Annotated in this window: 10 protein-coding genes; all 10 read left to right on the forward strand. The window is 39.0% G+C overall.

Going from position 1 to position 13,978, the window contains the following annotated elements; genetic code table 11:
- Positions 1–26: 26 nt before the first annotated feature.
- The 10 genes from ftsL to ftsA all read left to right on the forward strand — a co-directional run bounded on the left by ftsL (position 27) and on the right by ftsA (position 13,940).
- Entirely contained in the window at positions 27–386 is a 360-nt protein-coding gene (ftsL, locus tag AC1VNJ_RS03120) for a cell division protein FtsL (protein ID WP_028410764.1), read from the forward strand.
- A gap of 5 nt (positions 387–391) precedes the next feature.
- Complete coding sequence (locus AC1VNJ_RS03125; RefSeq protein ID WP_028411476.1) at positions 392–2,650, forward strand: penicillin-binding protein; 2,259 nt, start codon at positions 392–394, stop codon at positions 2,648–2,650.
- Between the two features lie 69 nt (positions 2,651–2,719).
- Positions 2,720–4,636 (forward strand): stage V sporulation protein D, encoded by a 1,917-nt coding sequence (locus AC1VNJ_RS03130; protein WP_482640300.1) that lies wholly within the window; start codon positions 2,720–2,722, stop codon positions 4,634–4,636.
- A gap of 211 nt (positions 4,637–4,847) precedes the next feature.
- Positions 4,848–6,311, forward strand: coding sequence for a UDP-N-acetylmuramoyl-L-alanyl-D-glutamate--2,6-diaminopimelate ligase (locus AC1VNJ_RS03135; RefSeq protein WP_482640301.1), 1,464 nt, complete (start codon positions 4,848–4,850; stop codon positions 6,309–6,311).
- Positions 6,312–6,372: 61 nt separating this feature from the next.
- Positions 6,373–7,347 carry a phospho-N-acetylmuramoyl-pentapeptide-transferase gene (mraY, locus tag AC1VNJ_RS03140; protein ID WP_013058961.1) on the forward strand — a complete coding sequence of 325 codons (975 nt, stop codon included), beginning with the start codon at positions 6,373–6,375 and terminating at the stop codon, positions 7,345–7,347.
- Positions 7,348–8,697 carry a UDP-N-acetylmuramoyl-L-alanine--D-glutamate ligase gene (gene murD / locus AC1VNJ_RS03145; protein WP_028411474.1) on the forward strand — a complete coding sequence of 450 codons (1,350 nt, stop codon included), beginning with the start codon at positions 7,348–7,350 and terminating at the stop codon, positions 8,695–8,697.
- 61 nt (positions 8,698–8,758) lie between these two features.
- Complete coding sequence (gene spoVE, locus AC1VNJ_RS03150) at positions 8,759–9,859, forward strand: stage V sporulation protein E (protein ID WP_013058959.1); 1,101 nt, start codon at positions 8,759–8,761, stop codon at positions 9,857–9,859.
- Between the two features lie 540 nt (positions 9,860–10,399).
- Positions 10,400–11,305 carry a UDP-N-acetylmuramate dehydrogenase gene (gene murB / locus AC1VNJ_RS03155; RefSeq protein ID WP_028411473.1) on the forward strand — a complete coding sequence of 302 codons (906 nt, stop codon included), beginning with the start codon at positions 10,400–10,402 and terminating at the stop codon, positions 11,303–11,305.
- Between the two features lie 153 nt (positions 11,306–11,458).
- Positions 11,459–12,217: a cell division protein FtsQ/DivIB gene (locus tag AC1VNJ_RS03160; protein ID WP_033579764.1), complete on the forward strand. Its 759-nt coding sequence runs from the start codon at positions 11,459–11,461 to the stop codon at positions 12,215–12,217.
- Positions 12,218–12,644: 427 nt separating this feature from the next.
- Entirely contained in the window at positions 12,645–13,940 is a 1,296-nt protein-coding gene (gene ftsA, locus AC1VNJ_RS03165; RefSeq protein WP_013058956.1) for a cell division protein FtsA, read from the forward strand.
- The last annotated feature ends 38 nt before the right edge of the window (positions 13,941–13,978 follow it).

Raw genomic sequence — 13,978 nt, forward strand, 5'->3', positions numbered from 1 at the left:
GTTTAATCAAAGAGGAGGGGACGAGAATGAACAATGCAGCATACAAAGTAAGAGAGCAAGACCAGCAGCAGAAGCAGCAAAAGACGGTACGTCAAGTTGTTCGAAAGACAAAAAGAAAAATCACGGTTGGTGAAAAAATTGTGTATTCTGGGTTTGTCGCACTCATGCTGTTTGGGTCTGTGCAAATCATTTCAAATCAATCTTCGCTTTATAGCATCAGTGAAGAAGTGCAATCACTCGATGGAAAGATTGACAAGCAAGAAGCAAAAAACAATGAGTTAAAATTACAGGTAACAGAGTTAAGTGCATACGATCGTATTTGGACAAAAGCAAAAGAACTTGGACTAAAATTGAATGAAAATAACGTAAAAGTCGTTAACGATTAATTGCGATGACTACGCCAAGAAAAAATAGCAATATTAGTACAGGAGCAGCAATATTAATTTTAATATTTGCATTGCTCTTTTTTGTATTAGCCATCAGGTTCTTTTACATCCAAGCGACGGGCAAAGCAGACGGAGAAGCTTTAGCCGAAATTGCACAAAAACAGCATACGCGAACGTCTAAAATTGAAGGACAGCGCGGTACGATTTACGATCGAAATGGAGAAGCAATCGCCCAAGACACGGGTGCTTATACGGTTGTGGCGATTTTAGATAAAAAACAAACAAAAGATAAAGATCACCCGCAACATGTGGTAGACCCAGAAAAGACGGCTCAAAAATTAGCCCCATTGTTGAAGATGGACGAATCGAAAATTGAAAGCATGTTAACGAGAGGAATTAAACGTGGTACCTTCCAAGTAGAACTTGGCCCAGGCGGACGTGATATTGATAACGTGCTAAAGCAAAAAATTGAGAAGCTAAATCTCCCGGGCATCACGTTTTTACGCGATTCGAAGCGCTTCTATCCAAACGGTGTATTTGCCTCAAGTATTTTAGGATATGCACAAAAGGATGATACGGGTAAAATCGTAGGGAAAATGGGAATTGAAAAAGTATTTGATAAGCAGCTTTCTGAAGAAGATGGATATGTGAAATACGAAGCTGCTAAAAACGGAATTAAGCTTCCGGATCCAAAAGAGTCAATTGTAGCTCCTAAAAACGGAGACAGCGTTACGCTTACGATTGATGAAAAAATTCAAACGTTTTTAGAGGATGCGATGACAGCTGCTGCTAAAGAATATAAACCAGAAGAGCTAATGGCAACGGTAGTGAATCCGAAAACCGGTGAAATTTTGGCGATGTCAAACCGACCTTCATTTGATCCAAATATTCGTGATATCACTTCTTATCGCAATCCGTTTGTTGAAAACAGCTATGAGCTTGGTTCAACGATGAAAATCTTTACGCTAGCAGCCGCGATTGATGCAGGCGTTTATAACGGCGAAGACCGCTATCAGTCGGGATCTTATAAAGTAACGAAAAACAGCGTTCCAATTAACGATCACAACGGCGGAGTCGGCTGGGGAGCTATTACATTTAATGAAGGAATTCAAAGGTCTTCAAATGTAGCGGTTGCCATTTTAGCCAACGAAAAATTAGGTACCGACCGTTTGTATAAATACTTGGACAAGTTTGGCTTTATGGATAAGACGGGAATTGACTTGCCAAACGAAGCTTCTAGCAAGTTAGTGACGAAGTACCCGAGAGACCGCGTAACCACTGCGTTTGGACAGGCGTCTGCTTTTACGCCTATTCAAGAAATTCAAGCGGCTACTGCGATTGCAAATGACGGGAAAATGATGAAGCCTTACGTGATTAAACAAGTAGTCGATGAAACAAATAAGAAAACAATTAAGAAAACAAAACCTACCGTAGTAGGCCAGCCTATTTCTAAAAAAGCAGCGAACGAAACGCTAGGTATTTTAGAAACCGTTGTTTCTTCTGATGATGGAACAGGCAAACCTTACGCGATTGAAGGATACGATGTCGCTGGAAAGACGGGAACAGCTCAAATTCCTGGGCCTACCGGAGGTTACCTGCATGGACACGGGAAAAATTTCATTTCCTTTATGGGCTTTGCACCTGCTAAGGATCCAAAGCTCCTTGTCTATGTAGCCGTTAAAAATCCAACTCTCACGCCTCAAGAAACGGGTACTGCGCCGCTTACAGCTGTATTTAATCCGGTGATGAAAAATAGTCTGCAGTATTTAGGAGTGGAGCCTCAAAAAACGGATGAAGACGGAAAAGAAACGAAAGAAAAGAAAGTGGATTCAGAAATCAAGCTTAAATCTTACGTTAATGAATCAGTTGATAGTACCGTGAAAGACTTAAAACAAAAAGGGCTTGTTCCTGTTGTAATAGGTAAAGGAGATACGGTAGAAAGCCAATCACCGACTTCTGATACCATTGTCACTGGTCAACGCGTGTTCATTAAGACAAACGGAAAAGCCACAATGCCTGATTTAACAGGTTTTTCACATCGTGACGTTATTCGCTTTAGTGAATTTGTCAACGTTCGACCTAGCGCACTTGAAAATGGTTATGTTGTAAGTCAAAGTATTAAAGCAGGAGATCCGCTAAAAGCAGGAACGTACCTGAAAGTGGAACTTGAAACGCCTAAAGAATTTTCAAGCACGTTAAATAAGCTAAAAGAAACGGAAAAAAGTGAATCTGACAGTAAAAAAGACGATAAGCAACTTGACTAGAAAATAAGTTCTAGTGAATCCTGTACAAGCATATATTGGAACGAGCCGATTCAGAGGAGGTTCTAATATATGCGGGTATCAGGAGTCACAGTTCGTAAAAGGCTAGCCATTGTTTTGTTTGTCGGTTTTATTGTGTTTTTGATTATTGATACAAGGCTTGGATATGTACAGTTGCTGACTGGGGATACGCTAACTGAAAAAGCCAAAGACTTATGGAGTCGGAATATTCCTTTTGAACCTGAAAGAGGAAAGATACTAGATCGCAATGATGTGGCACTTGCTACAAATAAAAGTGCACCGACCGTTTTAGTTATGCCAAGACAAGTTGAAAATCCAGCTGTTACGGCTGAAAAGTTAGCAAAAGTGCTGGGAGCATCAAAAGAAAAAATATATGAACAAATAACAAAAGCTTCTTCTAGCGTATATTTGCGTCCTGAAGGAAGAAAAATTTCACATGCGAAAGCAAATGAAGTGCGAAATTTAAATTTAAAAGGCGTATATATAGCTGAGGATTCGAAGCGGTACTATCCGTTTGGAAGTTATTTGTCGCATGTATTAGGCTTTGCGGGAGTAGATAATCAAGGGTTAACGGGCCTTGAATTATATTATGATAAAGAGCTAAAAGGACAAAAAGGTTCAGTTAAATTGTATTCTGATGCTAAAGGTAAAAAGATGCCCAATATAGCCGATGACTACACAGCGCCTGTGGACGGGCTCGATTTGAGATTGACCATTGATTCACGTGTGCAAACAATCATGGAGCGTGAGTTGGATAATGCTCAGACAGCTTATAATCCAGATGGTATGATTGCCATTGCCATGAATCCTAAAACCGGTGAAATTTTAGGTATGTCAAGTCGTCCGGGCTTTGATCCGACGGATTTTAAAAATGTGAAGCCTGAGGTGTATAATCGCAATCTTCCAATCTGGAGCGTATATGAGCCCGGATCAACGTTTAAGATTATTACACTGGCAGCTGCTCTTGAAGAAAAGAAAGTGGATTTACTAAAAGATCAATTCTACGATGATGGAGCCGCGGAAGTTGGAGGAGCGAGACTTCGCTGCTGGAAAAAAGGCGGACACGGACAGCAGTCTTTTTTAGAAGTTGTACAGAACTCATGTAACCCTGGTTTTGTGGAGCTTGGGGAACGTTTAGGAAAAGAGAAATTGTTCAAATACATTAAAGAATTTGGCTTTGGTCAAAAAACAGGTATTGATTTACAAGGGGAAGCAAAAGGAATTTTGTTCCCGCTTGAGCGCGTGGGTCCGGTTGAACAAGCTACAACAGCTTTTGGGCAAGGGGTTGCTGTTACTCCTATTCAACAAGTAGCTGCTGTTTCAGCAGCCGTAAACGGTGGAACGCTTTATGAACCTTATATTGCAAAAGAGTGGGTGGATCCAACTACCGGAAAAGTTGTAAGCAGTCATAAACCGGTTGCTAAGCGAAAAGTTATTTCCGAGGAAACGTCTAAGCAAGTGCGTTTTGCTCTTGAAAGTGTAGTCGCGCAAGGAAGCGGAAAAGGAGCTTTTGTGGAAGGGTACCGCGTTGGAGGAAAGACGGGTACGGCGCAGAAAGCTCAAAATGGAAAGTATTTAAAAAATAATCACATCGTTTCTTTTATCGGTGTTGCACCAGCAGATAACCCTGAAATTGTCGTGTATGTTGCGGTTGATAATCCAAAGGGCACCATTCAGTTTGGTGGAGTGGTAGCAGCTCCGATTGTAGGTAAAATGATTGAAGACAGTTTGCGTGTGATGGACGTTAAACCGCGTAAAGGACAAATTGAAAAAGAGTTAACGTGGCTGGACACACCAATGATAAAAGTACCAAATGTCGTAGGAATGTCAAAAAAAGAGTTACAAGAACAGCTACTTAATTTAAAATTAGATGTGAGTGGCGAAGGAGATAAAGTGGTCAAGCAGTCTCCTGCAGCCGGAACGAAAGTTAAAGAAGGCGAAACGGTTAGAATTTATATGGGAAAATAAAAATCTCTATAAACTATTATTCTTCCTTGCATGATAATCAGCAGGTTACGCTGCGTGTGAACATGAAATCAACAAATAAGCCTTGGGGGTGTTCCCTCCGGGCTTCTTTTTCTGTAAAATGTAATAGGTTAGGTGCTAGAAAAAGAAGAATAGTTGCCATAGCGTCTTATAACAAACGTTTCACTTTACAAATAGAGAGGACATGGTAGGAATGGATTTACGAGAACTACTAACACATTTACATGATTTTGTTCAGCTTCCTGAACAGAATATTGATATTACGTCAATTGAAATGGATTCAAGAGAAGTTAAGCCCGGAGCATTGTTCATTTGTATAGACGGCTATACGGTTGATGGTCATAGCTTTGCACAGATGGCTGTGGAAAAAGGGGCAGTAGCAATCTTAGCAGAAAAGCCTGTGGATGTAGAAGTGCCCGTTGTACGCGTGAAGAGTACAAAGCGAGCAATGGCAGTGCTGGCGGATGCTTTCTACAATCAGCCCACACAAAAAATGCATTTAATTGGTGTAACAGGCACAAATGGAAAAACAACGATTACACATTTAATTGAGCATATCTTTAAATCACAGCATAAAAAGACGGGTCTAATTGGAACGATTGAAATTCGTATTGGTGATACGTCTTATGATGTGAAAAACACAACGCCTGAATCGCTGACTCTTCAAAAAACATTTAATCAAATGGTGGAAGAGAATGTAGAAGTAGCGATGATGGAAGTATCATCTCACGCGCTTGACTTAGGACGCGTACACGGGTGCGACTTTGACGTGGCGGTATTTAGTAACTTAACGCAAGATCACCTCGACTATCATCATACAATGGAAGATTATCGTCGTGCGAAAGGGTTGCTATTTGCACAGTTAGGAAATGCTTATAACCATACTCGTCCTAAATTTGCTGTTCTTAATGTCGATGATGCGGCAACCGAGGAATATATTAAAAACACGGCTGCTACAGTGATTACGTACGGTATTGACCGTGAAAGTGATATTCGTGCAACGAATATTCAAATTACAAACAGCGGCACAACGTTCGATTTGACAACACCGACAGAAACGGTTTCTGTAGAAATGAAGCTTATTGGGAAATTTAGCGTCTACAACGTATTAGCGGCTACGGCTACATGTTTAGTATCTGGTCTCCCTCTGTCAGTTATTGTCGAGGAAATAAAAGTGTTAGAAGGTGTGTCTGGGCGTTTTGAAGTGGTTGATGCGCAGCAAGATTTTACGGTTATCGTGGATTATGCCCACACGCCGGACAGCTTAGAGAACGTGTTAAAAACTGTAAAAGAATTCGCAAAACGCAATATATATGTTATTGTTGGTTGTGGCGGAGATCGAGATCGTACAAAACGACCAATCATGGCTCGGATTGCAGCTGAATACAGTACACAAGCTATTTTGACATCTGATAATCCACGAAGTGAAGATCCATTGGCTATTTTAAAAGATATGGAAGAAGGTTTGGATACAGATAACTATGTGACGATTGCTGATCGTGCAGAAGCTATTCGCTATGCAGTGGAAACAGCGCATGCAGATGATGTTATTGTCATTGCTGGAAAAGGGCACGAGACCTATCAAATTATTGGTAAAAAAGTATTCGATTTTGACGATCGAGAAGTAGCACGCAAAATGATTGAGGAGCGAAAGTAGTAATGAAATGGGTAGAGAACAAAATGAGTCGGAATGAGTTAGAAGTTAAGGAGGGGACATCGTGCTAGAACAATCAATTTTATTGACAATCGGCGTAGCCTTTTTGATTACGGTTGTATTGTCGCCGATTTTTATTCCCTTCTTAAGAAGATTAAAGTTTGGTCAAAGTATTCGTGATGAAGGCCCGAAATCTCACCAGAAAAAATCAGGTACACCTACAATGGGCGGTATCATGATTTTATTATCTATTATTGTGGCAACTCTTATTATGGTCAATCAATATGCAGAACTTACATATAAGACGTTTCTATTATTATTTGTCACAATCGGATTTGGTTTATTAGGATTTTTAGATGATTTTATAAAAGTAGTGTTAAAGCGTAACCTTGGATTAACATCTAAACAAAAGTTTTTAGGTCAGGTTGTCATTTCAATTATTTTTTACTTTATTGCAAGACAGTTTGAGTTTTCAACTGAAGTGACGATTCCAGGAATTAAAGACCCAATCGATTTAGGTTGGTTTTATGTTGTTTTCCTCATCATCTGGCTTGTTGGTTTTTCAAACGCGGTCAACTTAACGGATGGATTAGACGGACTTGTATCTGGTACAAGTGCGATTGCTTTTGGTGCATTTGCAGTTCTCGCCTGGAATGCAGAGCAGTTTGAACTATCTATTTTCTCAGTTGCTGTAGTAGGAGCTGTGTTAGGATTTTTAGTTTTTAATGCCCATCCTGCAAAAGTATTTATGGGAGATACGGGTTCTTTAGCGCTAGGAGGAGCTATCGCTACGGTGGCTGTCTTAATGAAAATGGAATTCTTGCTTGTTATTATCGGTGGTGTGTTTGTTATTGAAACATTATCTGTTATTATTCAAGTCGCATCTTTCAAAACAACAGGAAAACGTGTGTTTAAAATGAGCCCGCTTCATCACCATTACGAGCTAAGCGGCTGGTCGGAATGGCGCGTAGTTATGACTTTTTGGGCTGTAGGACTATTATTTGCAATGCTTGGAATTTATATCGAGGTGTGGATTTAAATGAAATCAGTCAATACGTATCAAGGTAAACAAGTACTTATTTTAGGATTAGCCAAGAGCGGTTTAGCAGCCGCTCAGTTAGTTAAACAGCTTGGTGCTAAAGTAGTCGTTAATGATCAAAAACCGTACGAAGAGAACGCAGCAGCACAGGAATTAGAAAAAACGGGCATTGAAGTTGTCTGTGGACATCATCCGCTTGAGCTTTTAGACAAAGCGGACGTTATTGTAAAAAACCCTGGGATTCCGTATTCAAATGTTCTATTGCAAGAAGCATTAAAGCGACATATTCCGATTTTAACAGAGGTAGAATTAGCTTATGAAATTAGCGAAGCTCCTTTTATCGGAATTACGGGAAGCAATGGGAAGACAACAACAACAACGCTCATTTATAAAATGTTAGAAGAAGATCAAAAGCAGCCGTTGATTGCTGGAAATATTGGAACAGTAGCTTGTGAAGTGGCGCAAAAAGCAACAAAGGACAATGTAATTGTAACGGAGCTTTCTTCTTTTCAGCTGATGGGAATTGAAAAATTCCGTCCGAAAATCTCTTTATTATTGAATTTGTTTGATGCTCACTTAGACTATCATGGTACAAAAGAGGAATATATCAAAGCGAAAGCAAATCTCTTTAACAATCAAACAAGTGAAGACTTTGCCGTTATTAATGCGGATGATGAGCTAGTGATGAAAGCTAGTGCAAATATTAAAGCGACAAAAGTACCTTTTTCTGTTACAGCTCAAACGACAGAAGGAGCGTATATTAAAAACGAAACGATTTTCTTTAAAGATGAAGAAGTGATGTCGTTAAAAGATGTGGTGCTGCCAGGCAAACATAATCAAGAAAATATTTTAGCAGCTGTATCCGTTGTGAAGCTGTACGGCTGTTCAAATGAAGCTATCTACTCCGTGCTCACAACGTTTGCTGGTGTTAAACACCGCGTTCAATATGTCACGACAATCAACAAACGTAAGTTTTATAATGACTCTAAAGCTACAAATATGCTTGCTACAAAAGTAGCTCTTTCCGCTTTTTCACAGCCGACGATTCTACTTGCAGGCGGACTCGATCGCGGCAATGAGTTTGATGATTTAAAAGAAGAGTTTAAAAATGTGAAAGCTGTTATTACGTTTGGTGAAACGGCTCCTAAAATTGAACGCGTAGCCAAAGAAGAGGGAATACAAATTGTAAAACGTGTCGATAATGTTAAACAAGCAGTTTCAGAAGCATATGCTTGTTCAGATGAAGAAGATGTTATTTTATTATCTCCTGCTTGTGCAAGCTGGGATCAATTTAAAACTTTTGAAGAACGTGGTGACATCTTTATTGAATCTGTGCATAAACTGAAATAAGGGCTTGTCTAAACACCTAGAAAATACACTAGCCCTAATCTATTTTTAGAGGTGTGTGACAGTGTCGACAAAAAGGTCTACCCCAGATTTTTTTCTCATAATCGTTACGCTTTCCTTGCTAACCATCGGCCTTATCATGGTATACAGTGCAAGTGCGGTATGGGCTACATACAAGTTTAATGATTCTTTTTTCTTTGCTAAACGCCAGCTCTTATTTGCAGGGCTTGGAGTATGCGCGATGTTTGTCATCATGAATATTGATTATTGGATGTGGCGTACGTGGGCAAAGCCAATTGTAATCATTTGCTTTGTTATGCTGGTACTTGTATTGATTCCGGGAGTAGGGCTAGTACGGAATGGGTCGCAAAGTTGGATAGGAGTTGGAGCGTTTTCGATTCAGCCTTCAGAATTTATGAAGTTTGCTATGATTATATTTTTAGCGAAATATTTATCAGAAAACCAGAAGAAAATTACATCCTTTAGAAAAGGAATGTTACCGGCGTTATTACTGGTTTTCTTACCGTTTGGCATTATTATGATGCAGCCGGATTTAGGAACTGGAACGGTGCTTGTTGGAACTTGTTTAGTCATGATTTTTGTTTCAGGAGCAAAGGTAAGTCACTTTGCAGGTCTTGGGTTGCTTGGCGTTGCCGGTTTTGTAGGGCTTGTTTTATCAGCTCCTTATCGGATTAAACGCATCACCTCATTTTTAAATCCTTGGGAAGATCCGCTTGGAAGCGGGTTTCAAATCATTCAATCTCTTTATGCAATTGGGCCGGGGGGATTGCTTGGATTAGGGTTAGGGCAAAGTAGACAAAAGTTCTTTTATCTGCCGGAGCCTCAAACTGATTTTATTTTTGCTATTCTGGCAGAAGAGCTCGGTTTTATCGGCGGAACACTCGTTCTACTTTTGTTTAGCTTATTGCTTTGGAGAGGAATTAAAGTAGCGCTCGGAGCACCTGATCTTTACGGAACGTTTTTAGCCTTAGGAATTATTTCAATGGTTGCGATTCAAGTCATGATCAATATAGGCGTGGTAACAGGTCTTATGCCTGTTACGGGAATTACGCTTCCATTTTTAAGTTACGGCGGATCGTCGCTGACGCTCATGCTGGCAGCAGTTGGAGTTTTGTTAAATGTTAGTAGATATTCTCGCTATTAATTGAAAAAAATTGTATAATGTCAGGTAGGCAATGGTCTACTGAAGTAAACCGTCATCTTAAATCCAAGTGCACGCCGGATTTTGTTGGCGGTTTATTTTCGATTTTTTACAGATAGATGATATTTTTGTATGAAATGTTTTTAAAATGTAATGTTGTGATAACCAATTTTGAGTCCAACTATGGTATGATGTGTAAGGTTAAATGTTTTATCTTAGTGAGTAGGTGAACGTATGTGCACTTATGAGCGTAGCGTTTTTTTATGACTGTCAGCATGTGTTTAACTTCTAAATGAAAAACGATAAAAAAACAATCAAAATTACTTTATATAGCAGATGAACGTACATTCTATGGGTGAATGTCATACGATAAATAAAAATGATGAAATTGACAACAGAATAGAGTGCCTTCGTAGAAAAAAGGTATCTTACAAGGTGCTGCTGCTTAGTTATGAATCTGTTCTTATTATTCTTATGCATTAGAAGTAAGGGCGCATTGACATGAAAGTTTTATAACAGCAAAGAGGGTTTTAGGAGGTTCTTATGGAAGCGTTAGTAAAAGAGTTAGTCGAAGCGAATATTGGAAAGGTTCGTGAAAATGAACCGCTAGCAAAACATACAACAATGAAAATTGGTGGTCCAGCAGATGTGCTTGTAGAACCTGATTCTGTTGATCACTTAAAAGTTACAATGGATATGATTAAAAAACACGGCGTGAAATGGAGAGCGATTGGTCGAGGATCTAATCTTCTTGTTTCTGATAAGGGAATTGAAGGTGTGGTCATTAAGCTCGGAGCCGGATTAGATGATTTAACAGTAGATGGAGAGACGGTTACTGTAGGTGGGGGATACCCTAGCATCAAGCTTGCAACAGTTATTACAAAACAAGGTCTGTCTGGATTGGAGTTTTCAAGTGGAATTCCTGGATCTGTGGGAGGCGCTGTTTATATGAATGCAGGTGCCCATGGTTCTGATATGTCTCATGTAGTCGAAAAAGCGCTGATTTTATTTGAAGATGGCACTCTGGAGTGGCTGACAAATGAAGAGCTTCAATTTTCGTATCGTCATTCCATTCTACAAAAAGACCGTCCTGGAGTATGTGTAGAAGCTGTGCTGCGTTTGAAAAAGGGAACGAAAGATGATATTGTGGCGGTCATGCAGAAAAATAAAGACTATCGCCGCGAAACACAGCCTTGGAATTTCCCTTGTGCAGGAAGTATTTTTAGAAATCCGCTTCCAAATTATGCAGGAGACTTAATTGAAAAGTCCAACTTAAAAGGTTTTTCAGTAGGCGGTGCGCAAATTAGTGAACAGCATGCGAACTTCATTGTCAATACAGGAGATGCAACGGCTTCAGACGTGCTGAATTTAATTGCTCATGTTAAGAAAACAATTAAAGAGAAATTCGATATTGATATTCATACAGAAGTTGAGATTATCGGTCGCTAATTACTCAGCCCTTCGCTGTATGGTTATGCGTGAAAAGGTAGCTTTTATGTGTTTATTCTATGCTATAATGGGGATATTCTCATGAAGCAAAGATTGGAAATAAATAGATGGTAAGTCCTCGTTTATTTTCTCAAATGGATAAGGGTGAAAAAAATGGAAAAAGGTAAGTTAATTGTTTTAGAAGATCGTGTACCGAAGCTGCAAGAACAGCGAAAGCAAAAAGCAAATAGACGGCTTATTTTGTATTTATCACTCTTTTTCATCCTTATTTTATTTATTGTATATTCTCAATCTTCTCTGAGTAATGTTTCTAACATTGAAGTACAAGGGAATAAACATGTAAGTGATAAGGATATTGTCAAAGCGAGTGGTCTGTCCAAAAAAACCAGCTACTGGAAAGCTGACGCTGATCAAATTCAAGAAAAAGTCGAAAAAAACCCTGAGGTAAAGGAAGCTGTCATTCATAAAACATTTCCTAATAAGGTTGTAATCGACGTAAAAGAGTACGCAAGAATTGCATATGTAACCTCGGGGAATAAATATTTCCCTGTGAATGAAAATGGAAAAGTTTTAAAAGAAGTAAGTGCTAAGAAAGTGTCATCCGACGCTCCGTTGCTAATTGACTGGAAAGACGGAGACGCTATACAAAGCATGGTTCAAGAATTAGCTAAAACGCCTAAGAGTATAAAAGGGGCTATTTCTGAGATTTACTACGCGCCGACAAAATCAGAACCTCTTCACATCGAGGTGTTTATGAATGATACGCGTGAAGTAAGCGGGAAAATTAGCAACTTCTCTGATAAAATTATTCATTACCCAGCTATTGCAAGTAAATTGAGTGATGATCAAAAAGGCATTATTGATTTAGAAGAAGGATATGCATTTAAACCTTATAAAAAGAGCAAGCAGTAATTATTTTTTATAAGTGTTAATTAAAGGAAATAGATGAGTTGAGACTGGCAAACTAGCCCTTGTACATTGTATAATCACATGCAAGTATTCTGCATACATATGATTTTCTTCTCCGCTGCTGTGAAATGGAAATGTAATATTTGTTCTAGGTAAGTTTCGCTTTTCTCAGTGTACATCTTAGTGTAGACTTGTAGTTAAATAGCTTTTTTTCAGTGAATTTGAGGCTTAAATCTAAAAAAAAGTCAAAACAAGAACGTTTTGTTCTTTGAAAGAGATAAAGTCTGTGAAAAACTTGAAAAAAATTGATTTTACAAAAGGGAAACAGATGTATTTGTTGAATATTTTCATATAATAAAAAATTAATATTGTTGTTCTTCTTAATTTATTTAAGATGACATGTGCAGAAAGAAAAAGGAGGTGCCAAAGAATGAACAGCAATGAAATATACGTTAGTTTAGACATCGGTACATCCAGTGTGAAAGTAATCATCGGAGAGATGAGTAACGATTCATTGAATATCATTGGTGTAGGGAATGTTAAATCACACGGACTAAAAAAAGGTTCTATCGTTGATATAGATGCAACAGTTCAATCTATTAGAAAAGCAGTAGAACAAGCTGAACGAATGGTAGGCATTACAATTAAAAAGGTTGTAGTGGGCATAAGCGGAAATCATGTATTTTTACAGGATTGTCACGGAGTAGTAGCCGTGTCAAGCGAAAATCGTGAAATTACAAACGAAGATATTCATCGAGTAATTGATGCTGCTCAAGTCATGTCTATCCCGCCAGATCGTGAAATCATTGATGTTATTCCAAAGCAATTTATCGTAGATGGCTTAGAAGGTATTAACGATCCTAGAGGTATGATTGGGGTACGTTTAGAAATGGAAGGCACAATCATAACAGGATCTAGAACGGTTTTACATAACTTATTACGCTGTGTAGAAAGAGCTGGTTTAGAAATCAGTGATATTTGTTTACAGCCTCTAGCCGCTGGTTCAATTGCATTATCTCGTGATGAAAAAAACTTAGGTGTCGCACTGGTAGATATCGGTGGAGGTTCAACAACGGTTGCGATCTTTGACCAAGGACATTTGAAAGTAACAAATGTACTAGCTGTTGGCGGAGAGCACATTACCAAAGATTTATCGATTGGCCTTCGCACATCGACTGAAGACGCGGAAAATATTAAAATAAAGCATGGACATGCTTTCTACGATCATGCTTCTGAAGAAGAAGTATTTAGTGTACCGATCATTGGAAGCGATCAGCATCAGCAGTTTAATCAGCTCGAAATCTCTGATATTATTGAAGCTAGATTAGAAGAGATTTTAGATATGATTACGCAGGAGGTAAACCGCCTAGGATACAAAGATATTCCAGGAGGATTTGTTCTAACAGGCGGAGTAGTAGCGATGCCTGGTATTCTTGAGCTAGCTCAAGTGATTTTAAAGAATAACGTGCGCATAGCAGTGCCTGATTATATTGGAGTACGTGAGCCGCATTATACAACAGGCGTAGGATTAATAAAATTTGCATACAAAAATGCTAAAATACAAGGCCGGGAAATTGGAGCGCCAGTTGTGGAAGAAGAGCCGATTGAGCAAGAAATGATCAAACCTAGCCCGAAACCACAGCAGCCGCAACAATCAGCTGAGCAGCCGAAAAAGAAAAATGACCAAAATTTAATGAAGAAGTTTTTTGGATACTTCTTTGATTAACGTTACGGATTGGTAATTTCGAAGAATTAGGAGGAACT

The organism is Priestia sp. 3CA3 (assembly GCF_056836725.1).